The organism is Rhizobium sp. WSM409, assembly GCF_057653825.1.
Genome location: NZ_CM172794.1, coordinates 2237197 through 2253426 on the forward strand (window position 1 = coordinate 2237197; position 16230 = coordinate 2253426).

Annotated in this window: 16 protein-coding genes and 1 riboswitch; of the genes, 11 read left to right on the top strand and 5 right to left on the bottom strand. The window is 60.9% G+C overall.

The genetic code is table 11. The annotated features are described in order from the left end of the window. Nucleotides 1-25: 25 nt before the first annotated feature. Genes AC25BC_RS11205 through AC25BC_RS11215 form a run of 3 tightly spaced genes read left to right on the top strand, consistent with a single transcriptional unit; the run spans nt 26 to nt 2985 of the window. Nucleotides 26-1162, top strand: coding sequence for an ABC transporter substrate-binding protein (locus AC25BC_RS11205; protein WP_128438434.1), 1137 nt, complete (start codon nt 26-28; stop codon nt 1160-1162). 6 nt (nt 1163-1168) lie between these two features. Beyond that, on the top strand, nt 1169-2239 hold the full coding sequence (locus AC25BC_RS11210) for a FecCD family ABC transporter permease (protein ID WP_029870793.1): 1071 nt from the start codon (nt 1169-1171) through the stop codon (nt 2237-2239). Continuing rightward, the gene (locus AC25BC_RS11215; RefSeq protein ID WP_128438433.1) at nt 2233-2985 is read left to right on the top strand and encodes an ABC transporter ATP-binding protein; all 753 of its coding nucleotides are present in this window, start codon (nt 2233-2235) and stop codon (nt 2983-2985) included. The genes AC25BC_RS11210 and AC25BC_RS11215 overlap by 7 nt, the downstream gene beginning before the upstream one ends. Before the next feature lie 21 nt (nt 2986-3006). On the opposite strand, the gene AC25BC_RS11220 is transcribed toward AC25BC_RS11215, so the two are convergent. The 4 genes from AC25BC_RS11220 to AC25BC_RS11235 form a co-directional block, all read right to left on the bottom strand. Beyond that, nucleotides 3007-3957: a sugar-binding transcriptional regulator gene (locus tag AC25BC_RS11220; protein ID WP_003540269.1), complete on the bottom strand. Its 951-nt coding sequence runs from the start codon at nt 3955-3957 to the stop codon at nt 3007-3009. A gap of 21 nt (nt 3958-3978) precedes the next feature. Beyond that, the gene (locus AC25BC_RS11225; RefSeq protein WP_128438432.1) at nt 3979-5445 is read right to left on the bottom strand and encodes an FGGY family carbohydrate kinase; all 1467 of its coding nucleotides are present in this window, start codon (nt 5443-5445) and stop codon (nt 3979-3981) included. Nucleotides 5446-5513: 68 nt separating this feature from the next. After that, complete coding sequence (locus tag AC25BC_RS11230; protein ID WP_128438431.1) at nt 5514-6470, bottom strand: transketolase family protein; 957 nt, start codon at nt 6468-6470, stop codon at nt 5514-5516. Beyond that, nucleotides 6470-7279 carry a transketolase gene (locus tag AC25BC_RS11235; RefSeq protein WP_029870790.1) on the bottom strand — a complete coding sequence of 270 codons (810 nt, stop codon included), beginning with the start codon at nt 7277-7279 and terminating at the stop codon, nt 6470-6472. The genes AC25BC_RS11230 and AC25BC_RS11235 overlap by 1 nt, the downstream gene beginning before the upstream one ends. A 205-nt stretch (nt 7280-7484) precedes the next feature. On the opposite strand from AC25BC_RS11235, the gene AC25BC_RS11240 reads away from it, so the two are divergent. The 7 genes from AC25BC_RS11240 (at nt 7485) to ribB (ending at nt 13995) form a co-directional block, all read left to right on the top strand. Continuing rightward, entirely contained in the window at nt 7485-8465 is a 981-nt protein-coding gene (locus AC25BC_RS11240; RefSeq protein ID WP_003540274.1) for an ABC transporter permease, read from the top strand. A 117-nt stretch (nt 8466-8582) separates the two neighbouring features. Then, a complete protein-coding gene (locus AC25BC_RS11245; protein ID WP_003540275.1) occupies nt 8583-9512 on the top strand; it encodes a sugar ABC transporter substrate-binding protein in 930 nt (309 codons plus the stop codon). Between the two features lie 28 nt (nt 9513-9540). Continuing rightward, nucleotides 9541-11019 carry a sugar ABC transporter ATP-binding protein gene (locus tag AC25BC_RS11250; RefSeq protein WP_128438430.1) on the top strand — a complete coding sequence of 493 codons (1479 nt, stop codon included), beginning with the start codon at nt 9541-9543 and terminating at the stop codon, nt 11017-11019. A gap of 22 nt (nt 11020-11041) precedes the next feature. Beyond that, nucleotides 11042-11830, top strand: a complete 789-nt coding sequence (locus tag AC25BC_RS11255) for an SDR family oxidoreductase (protein WP_128438429.1) — start codon at nt 11042-11044, stop codon at nt 11828-11830. Between the two features lie 28 nt (nt 11831-11858). Next, on the top strand, nt 11859-12050 hold the full coding sequence (locus AC25BC_RS11260; RefSeq protein WP_128438428.1) for a triose-phosphate isomerase: 192 nt from the start codon (nt 11859-11861) through the stop codon (nt 12048-12050). A 57-nt stretch (nt 12051-12107) separates the two neighbouring features. Further along, nucleotides 12108-12890 (top strand): glucose 1-dehydrogenase, encoded by a 783-nt coding sequence (locus tag AC25BC_RS11265; protein ID WP_128438427.1) that lies wholly within the window; start codon nt 12108-12110, stop codon nt 12888-12890. Between the two features lie 192 nt (nt 12891-13082). After that, nucleotides 13083-13233, top strand: a riboswitch (FMN riboswitch). Nucleotides 13234-13359: 126 nt separating this feature from the next. Beyond that, a complete protein-coding gene (ribB, locus tag AC25BC_RS11270; RefSeq protein WP_128438426.1) occupies nt 13360-13995 on the top strand; it encodes a 3,4-dihydroxy-2-butanone-4-phosphate synthase in 636 nt (211 codons plus the stop codon). 229 nt (nt 13996-14224) lie between these two features. Here the strand turns inward: ribB and AC25BC_RS11275 are convergent, their stop codons facing one another. Next, nucleotides 14225-14992: an SDR family oxidoreductase gene (locus AC25BC_RS11275; protein WP_128438425.1), complete on the bottom strand. Its 768-nt coding sequence runs from the start codon at nt 14990-14992 to the stop codon at nt 14225-14227. Nucleotides 14993-15320: 328 nt separating this feature from the next. Between AC25BC_RS11275 and AC25BC_RS11280 the strand changes: the two genes are divergently transcribed. Beyond that, nucleotides 15321-16229: a DMT family transporter gene (locus AC25BC_RS11280; RefSeq protein WP_012757741.1), complete on the top strand. Its 909-nt coding sequence runs from the start codon at nt 15321-15323 to the stop codon at nt 16227-16229. The last annotated feature ends 1 nt before the right edge of the window (nt 16230 follow it).

Consider the following 16230-nt stretch of genomic DNA (forward strand, 5'->3'; position numbering starts at 1 on the left):
ATTCAGACCTCGGGGGAATTTCCAGATGAATTTCGTGAAAATACTCGCAGTCTCCGCAGCGGCGATTGCGAGCCTGATGCCGCTTTCGGCCTGGGCGCAGTCCTTCACCGTCAAGGATGTCGCGGGTCGCGAAGTGACCTTCGACAAGCCGGTCGAGCGTGTGATCCTCGGAGAAGGCCGCATGCTCTACGCCGTCGCGCCGATCGAGAAGGAAGATCCCTTCGCCAAAATCGTCGGCTGGCGCAACGATCTCTGGACCACCGACAAGGACGGCTTCAACGCCTATGTCGAGAAGTTTCCAAAGGGCAAGGACCTGCCCTTCCTCGGCAACCTGACCGACGGCACGCTGCAGACCGAGACGGTCGTCAAGCTTCATCCCGACGTGCTGCTGCTGCCGATCGGCAACAAGGCGGCCGCCGACGAGGTGAAGCTGGAGGAGATGCTGAACGGCATCGGCGTAAAGATCGTCTATATCGATTTCCGCGAGCACATCCTTGCCAACACCGAGCCGAGCCTGAAGATCCTCGGCCAGATTTTCGGCCATGAAGACCGCGCCGAAGCCGTCGCCAGCTTCTGGAAAGAGCAGATGGCGCGTGTCACCGACAGGCTGAAGGCCGCCAATCCGCCGAAGCCGAATGTCTTCATGTACCGCGCCGCAGGCCTGGTCGAATGCTGCGGCACCTTCGGCCCCGATAATTTCGGCCTGATGGTCGATTGGGCCGGCGGCCACAATCTCGGCTCCGATTTCCTGCCGGGCTATACCGGCTCGATCAATGCAGAGCAGGTCGTCGCCTCCAATCCCGATGTCATCGTCGTCACCGGATCCAATTGGAGCCAGACCAAGAATGCCAAGGATTATGTGAATGTCGGCCCGAATGCCGCCGTCACCTTCGACGACAGCCGCAAGGCGCTGAACACGTTGGTGGAAAACCCTGCCTTCACCGGCTCCAGAGCGGTTGCCGGCGGCAATGTCCATGCGATCTGGCACCAGTTCTATACCAGCCCCTACCAGTTCGTCGCCGTCCAGCAGCTGGCCAAGTGGTTCCATCCGAACCTCTTTGCCGATCTCGATCCCGATGCCACCTTCAAGGAATTCCACGAAAAATTCCTGCCGGTCGCCTACCAGCCGGGTTACTGGGTCGACGCCAAGGCGGGTCAATAATCCAAAATGGCCGAGATCGCCGCCATATCGATAGAAGCCGAAGCCGGGAGGGAGCGCTACCGCGCCCTTGCCCGGCGCAAGCTGCTGATCCTTGCCGCCATGACGGCAGCGCTCTGCCTGTCCTTTGCGGTCGATCTCGCCTGGGGTCCGGCCCGCTATAGTCTCAGTGAAGTCGTCGCCGCCCTCCTAGACCCCTCCTCCGTTTCGGATCAGGTGCGGGCCGTCGTCTGGGACATCCGCATGCCGGTTGCGGTGATGGCGATCGTCGTCGGCGCATCGCTCTCCGTCGCCGGCGCACAGATGCAGACGATCCTCGCCAATCCGCTCGCCAGCCCCTTCACGCTCGGCATTTCGGCGGCGGCAAGCTTCGGTGCCGCCCTGGCGATCGTCACCAGCGTTCCGCTTCTGCCTGTTGCAGCCGGCCTGCTGGTGCCGGTCAACGCCTTCATCATGGCGCTGATCGCCACGCTCTTCATCCATTTCGTCTCGCAGGCCCGCGGCGTCTCGGTGCAGACCGTTGTGCTGCTCGGCATCGCGCTGGTCTTCACCTTCAATGCCTTGCTCGCCTTCCTGCAATATCTCGCCTCAGAACAGGCGCTGTCGGCTGTCGTCTTCTGGACGATGGGCAGCCTTACCAAGGCCACCTGGCCGAAGATCTGGGTGACGCTCGCGGTTCTGCTGGCAGCACTTCCCCTCTTTGCCCGCAATGCCTGGGCGCTGACGGCCATCCGCCTCGGCGAGGACAAGGCCGCAAGCTTCGGCGTCAATGTCCGCCGCATCCGGCTGGAAACCATGCTTGTGGTCTCGCTACTCGCCGCAATACCCGTCAGCTTCGTCGGCACGATCGGTTTCGTCGGCCTCGTCGGGCCGCATATCGCCCGCATGATCCTCGGCGAGGATCAGCGCTTCTTCCTGCCGGGCTCGATCCTGTCGGGTGCGCTGCTCCTGTCGCTGACCTCGATCGTCTCGAAGTCGATCATTCCGGGCGTCGTCTTTCCGATCGGCATCATAACCGCCCTGGTCGGCGTGCCCTTCTTCTTCTCCCTCATCCTCTCGAACAGGAGCCGGTCGTGGTAGCGCTTCAGTTGCAGTCGGTCGGCGCCTATCACGGCCGCAAGCTCTTCGTCGAAGATGTGACGACGCCGGTGATGACATCGGGCGAGGTCGTGGCAGTGATCGGCCCGAACGCTGCCGGCAAGTCGACCCTCTTCAAGCGCATCACCGGCCTCCTCAAAGGGCCGGGCCATGTCGTCGTCGAAGGCTCGAAGGCGAAAAACGCCATCGGCTACATGCCGCAGGATACCTCGGCAAACGCCGTGCTGACGGTCTACGAATCCATCCTGCTCGCCCGCAAGCAGGGCCAGTCCTGGGCCGTCAGCGACAGCGACCTGCGCTTCATCGACGAGATCATGAAGGCGCTGAACATTACCTCCATCGCCTTCCGCGACCTCGGCGCGCTTTCCGGCGGCCAGCGCCAGCTCGTCTCGATCGCCCAGGCGCTCGTCCGCGAACCCGAGATCATGCTGATGGACGAGCCGACCAGTGCGCTCGATCTCCACCGCCAGGTCGAGGTCCTCGACTTCATGCGCCGACAGGCCCGCACCAAGGGCATGATCGTGCTGATCGCCATCCACGATCTCAACCAGGCGCTCCGCTTCGCCGACAAGGTCATCGTCATCGCCAACGGCCGCATGCATGCCTGCGGCACCCCCCGCGACGTCGTCACCGCCGAGATGCTGCGGGAGATCTACAGGGTCGAGGCCCGGGTGGAGAGATGCTCGCTGGACCATGACCACGTGATTGTGGATGGGACGGCGCATTGAGGTGGCAATCAGCCTAACTCATCAGTTGATCAGTCGCTGCGCGGTAAACTTGTCCGTAACAAGCATGTGGATGACTCCCACGCGGAGCGCCCCTGCGATTGCGTCGGTCTTTTTAGACCCGCCGGCAAGAGCAATGACCCGGTCCACCCGTTCGAGATCCTCGAGTGGAAGCCCTATGACCCGGTCGTCCAGGGGCGTCTTGACCGGCTTGCCGTTTTTATCGAAGAAGCGAAGCGAGATATCGCCGACGGCTCCCGCTTCCGCGAGATCAGACAGTTCGCGAGACGAAAAGATGTTGCCTGACCGTGCGAGAAGTTCGGACGGTTCGACTGCTCCGATTCCGACAATCGCAAGCGTTATGCTGCCGAACAAGTCCATCGTCTCCCGAACGTATGGATCGGCCTGCATAAGAAATTTTGCCTCTCTGGACGTCGTAACGCCCTGCACAGCGAGCAGTTTTGGCTCTGCGCCGGTCAGCCGAGCAAGCCGCGTGGTAAGCTGCGTCGCATGCGTCTGCACTGAAGGATCGCCCATGCCTCCAAGGGTTTGGACGACGTATTTCGCCTGAGCGCTCTTCAGGGGATGAATGTTCTCGACCATCTTGGAAATGGTCTGGCTCCAACTCGAGACGCCGATGATCTCCCCTGGCGCAAGCGTTACCTCCAAGAGATGAGCCGCTGCCTCTCCGATACGGGCCATGATGGCTCCGTCCCGATCTTCCGTACACTCAACGACGATCGCCTCCGGCAAATCATATTTCTCGCGAAGCGCGCTCTCAAGCTCGCTGTAGGTGCCAACGGGGGGGGTCACGCTGGTTCGCACAATATCTTCGGCCTCGGCACGCTTGAGCATGCGCGACACTGTCGCCTGCGACAGGCGAAGGTGCTGTGCGATCTCCGCCTGTCGCCGCCCCTCCAAGTGGTACATCTGGGCGACCCTCGAGATGAGGCGGAGTTCATTGAGGCGAGTCATCGCTAATCCTAGGGTGAATTTTTATTCATCATTAGCCGTTGTTTCGCGTGCCGTCGAGCGGGCAAGTGCATCATTCCAGGTATTCAGAAGCACCGCTCGATCGACGGGTTCCGGGTCAATGATATGTGAGCTCCGGGGCAGCTCCGCGATAACCTGAAGATCGCTCCACAGGCCAAGCGAGAGACCCGCGAGATATGCGGCTCCCAAAGCCGACGCCTCGGGTGCTTCGCATTGGATCACGCGATGTTCGATGAGATTCGAGACACACTGCATCAGGAAACGGTTCTGGCTCGGTCCGCCGTCCACATAGAGGGCCCCGAGCTCGCCGCCGCTTTGTGCTCGCATGGCGGCGATCACGTCGTGCACCTGGAAGGCGATCGAGTCGGTGACCGACCGCGCCATTTGCGCACGTGTCGTATTGAAGTTGATCTGGGAGAACAGGGCACGGGCGTCGGAGTTCCAATAGGGTGCGCCCAGTCCCACGAATGCTGGCACGAAGCCCGGTCCGCCCGGTTCGGCGCTCGCCGCAAGTTCGACAAGGGCCGCCACGTCCGAAAGGCCGAGAATGTCTGCCATCCAGGGGAGACTGGCGGCGCAGACGAGAATATTGCCTTCGAAAGCGAAGGTCGGCTTTCCATGGAGACGCCATGCGACGGTCGTAGTGACGCCATTGCGTGGGGGAATAAATCGTGGAAGCGTCGTCATCACCGACGAGCCGGTTCCGAAGGTTACCTTGCCATCACCCGGCTTGAATGCTCCATGACCGAACAGCGCAGCATGACTGTCTCCGATCACGGCCATTATCGGAGTTCCATCCGGCACGCCTGGCAACCCTTGCGTCCTGCCGAAGTCGGCAGAGCTGTCGAGTACCTCGGGCAGGAGCGCGATATCCACCCCGAAAATCTCGCCAAGTTCCTCGCTCCATCTCTGCTCCCGGAGATCGAACAACTGGCTCCTGGCGGCATTCGAAGCGTCGCAAACATGCCGGCGCCCGCCCGTCAGGCAGTGGACGAGCCAACTGTCGACCGTTCCCAGCCGCACCGGTCGCCCGGCCCGAATACGGTCGAGCAGCCATCGGAATTTCGAACCCGGGAACATCGGATCCAATGGCAGGCCTGTGAGCGCCTGCACACGGTCAAGGCGGCCTTCGACGATGAGACGTTCGCAATCCTGTGCCGTTCGACGGCACTGCCAGCTTACCACCGGTCCAAGCGCGTCTCCCGTTTCGGCATCCCAGGCAGTGACAGACTCGCGCTGGTTGGAAATCGCCACGGCCTCGACAGCCACGTCGGGAGTGGCCTTCAGGCAGGCGTCGATCGCCTCGCAGACGGATGCGTAGAGCCGGCGTGGATCTTGTTCGACCCAGCCGGGTTTCGGATAGGTGATGCCGACTGGAGCCGAACCTCTGCCAACAATTTCTCCCTTTTCGGAAACCAGAACTGCCTTTGAATTGGTGGTTCCCTGGTCAATTGCCAGAATTGCCCGCATTCTATCCTCCCCAGATCAGACGGCAGCCGGGACGACAAAAAGCGTCCGGGCTGATCACGTCATCCCAGTTACTTGCGCCTGATCAGCGACTGCGCGGCGTCGGCGATTGCGGACGGCGCCATCCCGAATTCGTCGAGCAGGAACTCTGCCGAACCGGTCGGAGCGTAGACGCCGGGAACTCCGAGACGTTTCATCGGGACTGGAGCATTGTCGACCACCACTTCGGCTACCGCGGAACCGAGCCCGCCAAAGATCGAATGCTCTTCGGCTGTGACGATCGCTCCGGTTTCCTTCGCCGCGGCGATGATAGCCTCCTCGTCGATCGGACGAACCGTTGCAAGGTTGAGCACTCTGGCGTTGATACCGCGTTCTGCGAGGATCTCGGCAGCCTTTAAGATTCGATGAGTCAAAGTGCCGTTTGCGATAAGGGTGACGTCGGAACCCTGGCGAAGGAGGTTTGCCTTGCCAAGTTCGAACTTGTGACCCTCCGGAAGGAGATCAGGCACACTTACGCGAGACAGACGCAGGAAACAGGGGCCGTTATAGGCCGCGGCCCACTCGACTGCAGCAGCTGTTTCGATGCGGTCACAAGGCGCGATGACCGGAAGATTGGGCAGAACCCGCGTCCAGGCAAAGTCCTCGATCGAGTGATGGGTCGGGCCGAGTTCGCCATACGCCATTCCAGAAGAAATGCCGACCAGCTTGACGTTGGCATTCGAATACGAAATATCGGCCTTGATCTGCTCCAGCGACCGTCCCGTTAGAAACGGAGCGGCGGCGCACACGAACGGAAGGCGTCCGCCATTGGCGAGGCCTGCTGCAACCCCCACCATGTTCTGCTCAGCGATGCCGACATTTACGAGGCGCTCTCCAAACTTCGCCTTGAAGCCGCCGAGCTTGGAGGAGCCCACGGAGTCGTTGCAGACGGCAACGATCGTTTCGTTTTCGGCTGCCAGCCGCTCAAGCGTAGTGGCGAATGCGTCGCGGCAATCGTAGAGCTTGGGTGCGTTTATTGGCGCGTTCATTACAGTGCCTCCGACAATTCTGCCAATGCGATTTCGTATTGTTCCTTGCTCGGTACCTTGTGGTGCCAGTCGACTCGGTCTTGCATGAACGAGATTCCATGCCCCTTGTTGGTGTGGGCCACGATGCAATGCGGTCTCGACCCCCGGTATTCGAGGGCTGAAACGACTTCGCTCATATTGTTCCCATTGATCTCGGTGACTTCCCAATCGAAAGCTTCAAGCTTCGGACGAAGCGGGGCGAGATCGTTGGTTTCCGCCAGGGCGGCGCCCTGCTGGAACCTGTTGTGGTCGATGACCAGCGTCAGGTTATCGAGCTTGAACTGAGCGGCCGCCATGATCGCTTCCCAGTTGGAGCCCTCCTGCATCTCACCGTCGCCGGTGACGACATAGGTGTGATATTTCGCGCCTGAGAGCTTGGCGGCTTTTGCCATTCCTATTGCGACAGGAAGACCGTGGCCGAGCGGCCCGGTATTCGTTTCGACGCCAGGAACCTTGTTGCAATTTGGATGCCCGTTCAGCCTCGAATGCGGCTGCAAAAAGGTGGAAATCTCTTCCTCCGGGATGAAGCCGCGTTTTGCGAGCGTCACATACAGCGCGCATGCAGTATGTCCCTTCGAAAGAACGAACCTGTCGCGGTCGGGGTGCTTCGGCTGATCGGGCCAAACATTCAGCACACGAAAATAGAGGGCAGTCAAAATGTCGATGACCGACATTTCCCCGCCAATATGGCCGGCGCCCGCTTCAAAGACCGCCTGGAGATCGCGCAATCGGATCTCGCGAGCGACCCGCTCGAGTTCTGTCGTATTCATGGATTCCTCTCATGCATAAATATTCAGTTGTCAATATTTTTGCACAAGACACCGATTAGTCAAGCCCTTTAAGTGGAACACCGACAGTTGTAAGTCTAGAAATCCTGTTGACAGCCGGAAAGCAACTTGTTAATGAATTTTCCAGCATCAGTGAATATTTATTCGCAGAATGAATTAGCAATCAGCCTAGGCATAGGGAGGAACAATGGTGGCGCTCGATATCAATGAACACGGGCTTTCGTCCGGGGCCTGGTTGAGCAAACTCAAGGGCGCCACCGGCCCGCTCGTGGGGCTGCTCGCGCTTTGCGTCTTCCTGAGCCTCAGCACCGACACGTTTCTTTCGGTTCGGAACGGTCTCAACATCCTCGATCAGATCACTGTCCTCGGCATCATGGCCGTCGGAATGACCTTTGTCATTCTGATCGGCGGCATCGATCTCTCCGTCGGCTCGGCACTCGCTCTTGCGATGATGGTCATGGGCTGGACTGCGAATGTCGCCGGCCTGCCGCTGCCGGTCGGGATCGCTTTTGCTCTGGTCGCAGCGGGCCTTTCGGGGCTGATCGTCGGACTTCTGGTTACGCAGTTCAGGGTTCCAGCGTTTATTGCCACTCTTGCGATGATGTCCGCGGCTCGCGGCGTCGCGAATATGATCACGGACGGCCAGCAGATCGTTGGATTCCCCGACTGGTTCATGATGCTGGCAATCGATCGCCATTTCGGCGTGTTGACAGCCACTGTGTTTCTCATGCTTGCGGTTGTTCTTGCCGCGTGGCTTTTCCTGCACTTCCGCTCCGAAGGTCGCATGCTCTACGCGGTGGGAGGAAATCCCGAAGTCGCACGCCTGGCCGGTATCAACGTCCCGCTCGTGACGATAGCCGTTTATGTCGTGAGTGCCGTCCTTGCGGGGCTCGCCGGCATCGTGCTCGCCGCGCGGCTGGATTCCGTCCAGCCGTCCAGTGGTCTGGGCTATGAACTGGACACCATCGCTGCGGTCGTCATCGGCGGAACTTCGCTCTCCGGCGGCGCGGGCGGCATCGGTGGAACGCTGATCGGCGTTCTTATCATCGGTGTGCTTCGCAACGGTCTCAACCTTCTCAACGTCTCGCCCTTCCTGCAGCAGGTGATCATCGGCATCGTCATCGTGCTCGCGGTCGGCGCGGAGACCATTCGTCGGCGTCGCGCCTGACGAGCGGGGTCCGCCGCGTTGGCGAACCCGGAATTCCGCTCCAAAAATTTGGGTCGGATCAATACCCCGAGGGGGAGGACATACCCGAGGGTTCCATCAAACAACGGAGGAAATACAATGAAAATAGCGCGCACCATGCTCGCATCTGCTGCACTGCTCGGCCTCATGCTCGGCCCCGTACACGCGGCGGAACTGAAGAAGCTCGGCCTGGCCGTTGCCAACCTTCAGGCAAACTTCTTCAACCAGATCAAGCAATCGGTCGAGGCCGAAGCCAAGAAGCGCGGCATCGAAGTCATCACGGTCGACGCAAAGGGCGACGGGCCGACGCAGGTCAACCAGATTCAGGACCTCCTGACCCAGAAGATCGACGCGCTGATCTACATTCCGGCAGGTGCGGCGGCTGCGACCGTTCCGGTCAAGCTCGCCAAGAGCGCTGGTATTCCGGTCGTGAACGTTGACCGCAACGCCGAGGGAGCACCGGGCGATACCTTCCTTGCAACGGATTCCGTCGCGTCTGCCAAGGCCGTGTGCGACTACATTCTGAAGGAAGCCGGCGGCAAGGGGAAGATGGTCATCATCCACGGCCAGAAGGGCACAACGCCGGAAGTCGATCGTTCGAAGGGTTGCGCTGAATCTCTCAAGGCATATCCGGACGTCAAGGTTGTCGCCGAGCAGTTCTCGAACATCTGGAGCCAGGACGAAGGATTCCAGATCATGCAGAATATGCTGCAGGCAAATCCGGACGTTTCGATCGTGTTCGCCCAGGCCGACGGCCTTGCCCTTGGCGCCGCGCAGGCGATCAAGGTCGCCAATCCTTCCCAGAAGATCGTGGTTGGCGGCTTCGATGGTGACACCGCAGCTCTCGAAGCGCTCAGCAAGGGTGTCTTCAACGTAACGGCGACCCAGCAGACGCAGAAGATGGGCCGCGACGCGGTTGAAAACGCCGCCAAGCTTGTCGCCGGAGAAAAGGTGCCGCCGGTCCAGCTCCTGGATGCCACGCTGACAACCAAGGAAAACGTCGCAGGCTTCATCGCCAACCATCCGTAATGAAGTTGAGGTCTTGAGGAGGTGTGCCGTGACTGATCCAGCTCTTTCCCTGAGGGGCATATCCAAATGGTATGGGCCGCTCCAGGTTCTGAAGAATGTCAGCTTGGACGTTTATCCCGGCGAAGTGGTTGCACTTCTCGGTGAAAACGGCGCAGGCAAGTCAACGCTATCGGGCATTATCGCCGGGTCACGCACGCCGTCCGAAGGATCAATGACATGGCTGGGGCAGCCTTATGCCCCGGCCACCCCAAGGGAAGCGATCGACAAGGGCGTTGTCCTGATCCATCAGGAGCTGCAGCTTCTGCCGCAGCTGTCGATCGCGGAAAACGTCTTCATCGGACGTTGGCCGATGAAGAACGGCGTCGTCGACCGCGCCCAGATGGTTCGCCGGGCCCAGGACCAGCTCGCTCGCTTGAACCTTCACATCCCTGCAACGCGGACGGTCGCCGGCCTTTCCACGGCAAATCAGCAACTCATCGAGATCGCCAAGGCGCTGGCTCTCAACGCAAAGCTCCTGATCCTCGATGAGCCGACGGCCGCCCTTGGCGGCGCGGAGACGGAAGCTCTTTTCGAACAGGTTCGGAAGCTTCGCTCAGAAGGTGTCGGCATCGTCTACATTTCCCACCGCATGGAAGAGATCAAGCGAATAACCGATCGGATCGTCGTTCTTCGCGATGGCGAGCGCGTGCAGGAATTCTCCGACAGCGCGACACCGGTGCGAACGATCGTCGAGAGCATGGTCGGACGCCCGCTTGACCGCTTGTTCCCTGCCCTGCCGGTTCCGACAGAGCATCCAGTACTCCAGGTGTCGGGGCTGTGCTCGCCGGACAACTCATTCCGCGACGTTACCTTCGATGTGCGCGCCGGGGAAATTCTCGGAATCGCCGGACTGGTCGGCGCCGGCCGCACCGAACTTGTCCGCGCCATTTCGGGCGCGGACCCAATCAGTGCAGGTTCGATCAAGCTGGAATGCGAAGAACTCAGGCTGCGCGATCCGGCGGACGCGATCGCCAAGGGCATCGTGATGGTTCCGGAAGACCGCAAGGAGCAAGGCCTCGTTGTCGGGCACCGGATCGGCGAGAACATTATCTACGCCAATCTCGACAAGCTGGGCGGGCGTTGGATTACGCCGAGCGTCAAGCGCTCGTTTGCGGAGAAGGCAGTGGCCAAGTTCGGCGTGAAGGGCCGTGCGGAGCAATATGCCTCGGACCTGTCCGGCGGCAACCAGCAGAAGGTGGTCATCGCGAAATGGCTGATGCGCGATCCTAAGGTCGTCGTGCTCGACGAACCGACGAGAGGCATCGACGTCGGCGCCCGAGCCGGTATCTACGACATCATCGTCAATCTTGCCAAACGGGGCGTGGCGGTCATCGTCGTAAGCTCGGACCTCGAAGAAGTTCTCGGAGTCTCCAATCGCATTGTCGTGCTTGCGCAAGGCAAGCAGGCGGGGATTCTCAATCGTGACCAGGCAAATGACGTTTCGGTCATGGAACTGGCCACCATCTAAACAGACAGAGAAAGGAAGAGCGGTGTCCGACATCACTCTGAACGCCCCGAAGCTTTTCGATCTCAGCGGCCAGGTTGCCATCGTTACCGGTGCCGGCAGCGGTATTGGTCAGCGCATTGCCATCGGCCTTGCGCAATGCGGCGCCGACGTGGCGCTGCTCGACCGCCGAACCGACGACGGGCTGGTCAAGACGGCCGAACATATTCGCGCCGCCGGCCGCCGCTCGATCCAGATCGCGGCGGATGTCACGAGCAAATCTTCCCTTGGAGATGCCGTAGCACGTACCGAAGCCGATCTCGGCGCGCTGACGCTTGCAGTCAACGCTGCAGGCATCGCTAACGCGAACGCAGCGGAAGAAATGGAGGAGGACCAATATCAGACGTTGATGGATATCAACCTGAAAGGCGTCTTTCTTTCCTGCCAGGCAGAGGCTCGCGCCATGCTGAAGAATGGACGCGGCTCCATCGTCAACATCGCTTCCATGTCGGGTGTGATCGTGAACCGGGGGCTGAGCCAAGCGCACTATAACGCCTCCAAGGCGGGCGTGATCCATATGTCGAAGTCCATGGCCATGGAATGGGTCGACCGCGGCATTCGCGTCAACACCATCTCCCCCGGATACACGGCAACGCCCATGAACACCCGTCCGGAGATGGTCCACCAGACCAAGCTCTTCGAAGAGCAGACGCCGATGCAGCGCATGGCAGCGGTGGACGAGATGGTGGGTCCGGCGGTGTTTCTGCTGTCGAATGCAGCAAGTTTCGTGACCGGCGTCGATCTTCTCGTCGACGGCGGTTTCTGCTGCTGGTGATGAGAAAGCTCATTCCCGCTGCTGAAAAGTGACCGATCTCGCTTCCTCCCTGGCTGAGATCGAGGCGCTGAAGGGACTAACGGGCATGACGGCGTGCGATATCGTCGTCTGCCCGCCCTTCACGCCGATCGAACGGGCTGTCGAACGGATGGAAGGCGCGGACGTCGTCACCGGCGCTCAACACTGCCTGAATTCGCGACAACCGGTTGATCTCCAATAATGATCGCATGGTAGGTCGCACCCAGATTTATTGTTTATCGATGGACAAGGAAAGAGCATGAAACGCTTCGAGCAGAAGACCGTCGTCATTACCGGGGGCAGCCGCGGCATCGGAGCGGCGATCGCCAGACGCTTTGCGAAAGAAGGCGCCAATCTCGTCGTCTCGGCCAACGAGGAGCTGGTTCACGGCGTTGCCGAACAGATCCGGGCCGAAGGCGGCAAGGCGATCTCCTTCATCGGCGACGTCACCGACAAGGCGAGCGTCACCGCCCTCTATGATGCCGCCGAGAAGGAATTCGGCTCGGTCGACGTCTCGATCCAGAACGCCGGCGTCATCACCATTGCCCGCGTCGAGGACCTGACCGAAAACGAGTGGGACAAGGTGATGGCCGTCAACACCAAGGGCGTCTTCCTCTGCGCCCAGGAGGCGATATCGAGAATGCGCAGGCACAAGCGCGGCGGCCGCATCATCAACACCGCCTCCGGCCAGGCCCGCGACGGCTTCATCTACACGCCGCATTATGCCGCCTCGAAAATGGGCGTCGTCGGCATCACCCAGAGCCTGGCCAAGGAAGTCGCGACCGAGAAGATCACCGTCAACGCCTTCTGCCCCGGCATCATCGAAACCGACATGTGGGCCTATAACGACCAGGCCTGGGGCAAGCTGCTCGGCAACTACGCCCCCGGCGAGTTGATGAAGGAATGGGTCGAGGGCATCCCGATGAAACGGGCCGGCTCCGGCGAAGACGTCGCCGGCCTGGTGACCTTCCTCGCCAGCGAGGATGCCGCCTATATCACCGGCCAGACGATCAATGTCGACGGCGGCCTGATCATGTCCTGATGCAGGCGCCCAAAATTGCGCAGTGGTTTTGGGACAACGACATGCATGGAAGGATCAAAGCACCAACGAAGCGCGGAAGGCGACACGGTTGTCGCCTCCGTGTGAACAGTGTGTCCATCGGCGTCAGGGCAGCTTTGCATTTTTGCCCGGTCGAGTGACCTTGCCATCTGCCTGTTTTTGATCCTATCTTTGAAATGTTCTCAGGGCGGGGTGTAATTCCCCACCGGCGGTATCAGGAGCAATCTTGGAGCCCGCGAGCGCTTCCGGCACCTCCTGTCGGAAGGTCAGCAGATCCGGTGAGATGCCGGAGCCGACGGTATAGTCCGGATGGAAGAGGACAACACGGGCAGTTGCACTCCATCCCGGAGTCGGCTGACGTTTGTTCGCCCAAGGGCAGAAGGCTCGCTCACGGATTGAGCCGAGCAGACCATGTCAGCCCGCTGACATAACCCTTGAAAGGCCAGACAGCATGACTATCGCAAGAATTGAAGATGCCATATCAGCCATTGCCAGCGGCAAGATGGTCGTCGTCGTCGACGACCAGAACCGGGAAAACGAAGGCGATATCGTGGTCGCGGCCGATGCCGTCACCCCTGAGGCAATCGCCTTCATGATGACCCACGCCCGTGGACTCGTCTGCATCGCCATGGAAGGCGAGCGCCTCGATGCGCTCGATATTCCGCTGATGGTGCCCAACAATACGGAATCGCACAAAACCGCCTTCACGGTCTCGGTCGATTATCTCAAGGGCACGACGACGGGCATCTCTGCGGCGGACCGCGCCGCCACCGTCCGCGCCCTCGTCGACGATCGCACAAAGCCCGACGAATTCGCCCGCCCCGGCCATATCTTTCCGCTGCGCGCCAACCCCCGCGGCGTGCTCGGCCGCCCTGGCCACACCGAAGCCGCAGTCGATCTCGCCCGCCTCGCCGGAAGGATCCCCGCCGGCGTCATCTGCGAAGTCGCCAACGACGACGGAACCATGTCCCGCCTGCCCGAACTCACGCTCTTTGCCGAACGCCACAACCTCCCCCTCGTCACCATCGCGGATTTGGTCGCCTATCTCGACCGCCAGGCGGAAAGAGACATACGCGAAGTCGCCTGATCGGCGCAAAGCGGCCAGCCCCGTCCTTCGAGGCCCCTTCGGGGCGCCTCAGGATGAGGCTGGAGAGAGGTTGCGGCTTGGTTCAACGGGAAGCGCAGCGGCAAGGCACACCGACCAGCCCTCATCCTGAGGCGCGCAGGCCGCAGGCCGGAGCCTCGAAGGACGAGGGCGGGTGGCTGGGTCCCAGACGCGCACGGCTGGTTGCCACAGCACACCCTATTTCCTGCCCCTATGTCCGGTTGATCGAAACGCCGCCATCCGCCAGCATCGCCGTGCCGGTCACGAAGCTCGACATGTCGGAGGCAAGGAAAAGCGCTGCATTGGCGATCTCTTCGGGTTGCGCCATGCGTTTCAGCGCATGCAATCCCTCCACGAAGGCGAGCACTTCCGGCGTGGCATCGGGCGCGTTGGTAATGCTGGCGGGTGTGTCGGTGCCGCCGGGAAGCAGTGCGTTGACGCGGATCTTCTGCGCTCCGAGTTCAGCGGCGAGCACCTGCACGAAGCCGATCAAACCCGCCTTGCTCGCCGCATAGGCGGCCATGCCAGGCATGCCGACGGTATGGCCGACAAAGGTCGAGGTGAAGATCAGCGATCCGCCGCCTTTTCCCATCGCCGCCGACTGGTGTTTGGCGCCGAGGAAGGCGGCGGTGAGATTGGTCTCGATCGTCTCGCGCCAGCCCTCCACCGACAGCCCGGCGACCGGCCCCATCTCACCGATGATGCCGGCATTGTTGAAGGCGATGTCGAGCCGGCCGAAACGCGAGACTGCCGTTTCGACAAGCCTTTCCTGGAGCGCCTCGTCCCTGACATCGCCTGATATGGCGACGGCCTGCCCACCCTCCGCCTCAATTTCCGCGATGACGGCGTCGAGCGCGTCTTGTCGCCGGCCGGTGACCACGAGCTTGGCACCTTGCCGTGCAAAGAGTTTCGCCGCTGCGCGGCCGATGCCTGAGCTTGCGCCGGTGATGATGGCGATCTTGTCGTTGAGAAGTGTCATATCGTTCTCTCCTGGTTTGTTGCCAGATTTGACATGCTCAAACATCATGCGATGCAGCCACCCGTTTCCCGCGCAGGACGAGAAAAACGCCTATGGCCGAACCGGCAGCGCGACGGCGCGTCCTCATCGACGCCTTGATCACGGCGTCGGAAACATCGGAATTCGCCTTATAAAACCGAGATTTGCCGAGACCTTCATCCACACGCCTGCATTGAGGTCAGTGCCGTTGTGCACCGCATCATCGATTTATGCCTGGTGTGGCATTCATCCGATTCCCTTCATGCGTCTTCGCGATTAAAAGGAGCGCACAGGTAACGGGAATCTCTTCATGCCGCGGTCACGCAATACTGAGGGCGCCATCTATATGAGCATGGCGATGGCCGGCTTTTCCGCAAGCGACGCTCTATCCAAATCGGTGATCGCCTATATGAACGCCGGCGAGATCATGTTCCTGCGCGGCCTCTTCACCAGCCTGCTCGTCTATCTGATCGCCTGGAAAATGGGCGCGCTGCGCTCCTGGCGCATCATGCTGCAGCCGATGATCATCTTCAGGATCATCTGTGAGACGCTCTCCGCCGTCACCTATATCACCGCGCTCGGCATGATGCCGATCGCCAATGCCTCGGCGATCCTGCAGTCGCTGCCGCTGGTCGTCACCTTCGGCGCTGCCCTCTTCTTCGGCGAGCCGGTCGGCTGGCGGCGCTGGTCGGCGATCCTTGTCGGCCTCGTCGGCGTGATGATCATTATCCGTCCCGGCCCTGAGGGATTCACCGCCGCCGCCCTCCTCTGCGTCGCTGCGGTGCTGACGACGGCCGGCCGCGATCTCGCCACCCGGAGCATCAGTCCGGAGATTCCCTCGCTGATGATAACCGTCATCACCGCCATATCAGCCTCCTTCTTCGGCGCGCTGCTCATCCCGGTGCTCGGCGGCTGGCAGCCGGTCAGCGCCGCAGCACTTGGGCATCTCGTACTCGCATCGGTGCTGGTGCTCGTCGGCTACCAGTCGGTCATCCTCGCCATGCGCACCGGCGAAATCTCTTTCGTCGCGCCGTTTCGCTATACCAGCCTGATCTTCTCTTCTGTGCTCGGCTTCTTTTTCTTCGCGGAAGTGCCTGACAGCTGGACGCTCGTCGGGGCTGCGATCGTCATCGCCTCCGGCCTCTATACGTTCTATCGTGAGGCCAAGCGCCGTGTGTCGCCGATTGCGCAGGAATCCGCGCCGCGTGCGCCGGTTTGAG

What these genes read in the sequence shown, in the direction of transcription:
- AC25BC_RS11205 (WP_128438434.1), top strand. Translation starts at nt 26, where the DNA reads ATGAATTTCGTGAAAATACTCGCAGTCTCCGCAGCGGCGATTGCGAGC.
- AC25BC_RS11210 (WP_029870793.1), top strand. Translation starts at nt 1,169, where the DNA reads ATGGCCGAGATCGCCGCCATATCGATAGAAGCCGAAGCCGGGAGGGAG.
- AC25BC_RS11220 (WP_003540269.1), bottom strand. Translation starts at nt 3,957, where the DNA reads ATGACTCGCCTCAATGAACTCCGCCTCATCTCGAGGGTCGCCCAGATG.
- AC25BC_RS11225 (WP_128438432.1), bottom strand. Translation starts at nt 5,445, where the DNA reads ATGCGGGCAATTCTGGCAATTGACCAGGGAACCACCAATTCAAAGGCA.
- AC25BC_RS11230 (WP_128438431.1), bottom strand. Translation starts at nt 6,470, where the DNA reads ATGAACGCGCCAATAAACGCACCCAAGCTCTACGATTGCCGCGACGCA.
- AC25BC_RS11235 (WP_029870790.1), bottom strand. Translation starts at nt 7,279, where the DNA reads ATGAATACGACAGAACTCGAGCGGGTCGCTCGCGAGATCCGATTGCGC.
- AC25BC_RS11240 (WP_003540274.1), top strand. Translation starts at nt 7,485, where the DNA reads ATGGTGGCGCTCGATATCAATGAACACGGGCTTTCGTCCGGGGCCTGG.
- AC25BC_RS11245 (WP_003540275.1), top strand. Translation starts at nt 8,583, where the DNA reads ATGAAAATAGCGCGCACCATGCTCGCATCTGCTGCACTGCTCGGCCTC.
- AC25BC_RS11265 (WP_128438427.1), top strand. Translation starts at nt 12,108, where the DNA reads ATGAAACGCTTCGAGCAGAAGACCGTCGTCATTACCGGGGGCAGCCGC.
- ribB (WP_128438426.1), top strand. Translation starts at nt 13,360, where the DNA reads ATGACTATCGCAAGAATTGAAGATGCCATATCAGCCATTGCCAGCGGC.
- AC25BC_RS11275 (WP_128438425.1), bottom strand. Translation starts at nt 14,992, where the DNA reads ATGACACTTCTCAACGACAAGATCGCCATCATCACCGGCGCAAGCTCA.
- AC25BC_RS11280 (WP_012757741.1), top strand. Translation starts at nt 15,321, where the DNA reads ATGCCGCGGTCACGCAATACTGAGGGCGCCATCTATATGAGCATGGCG.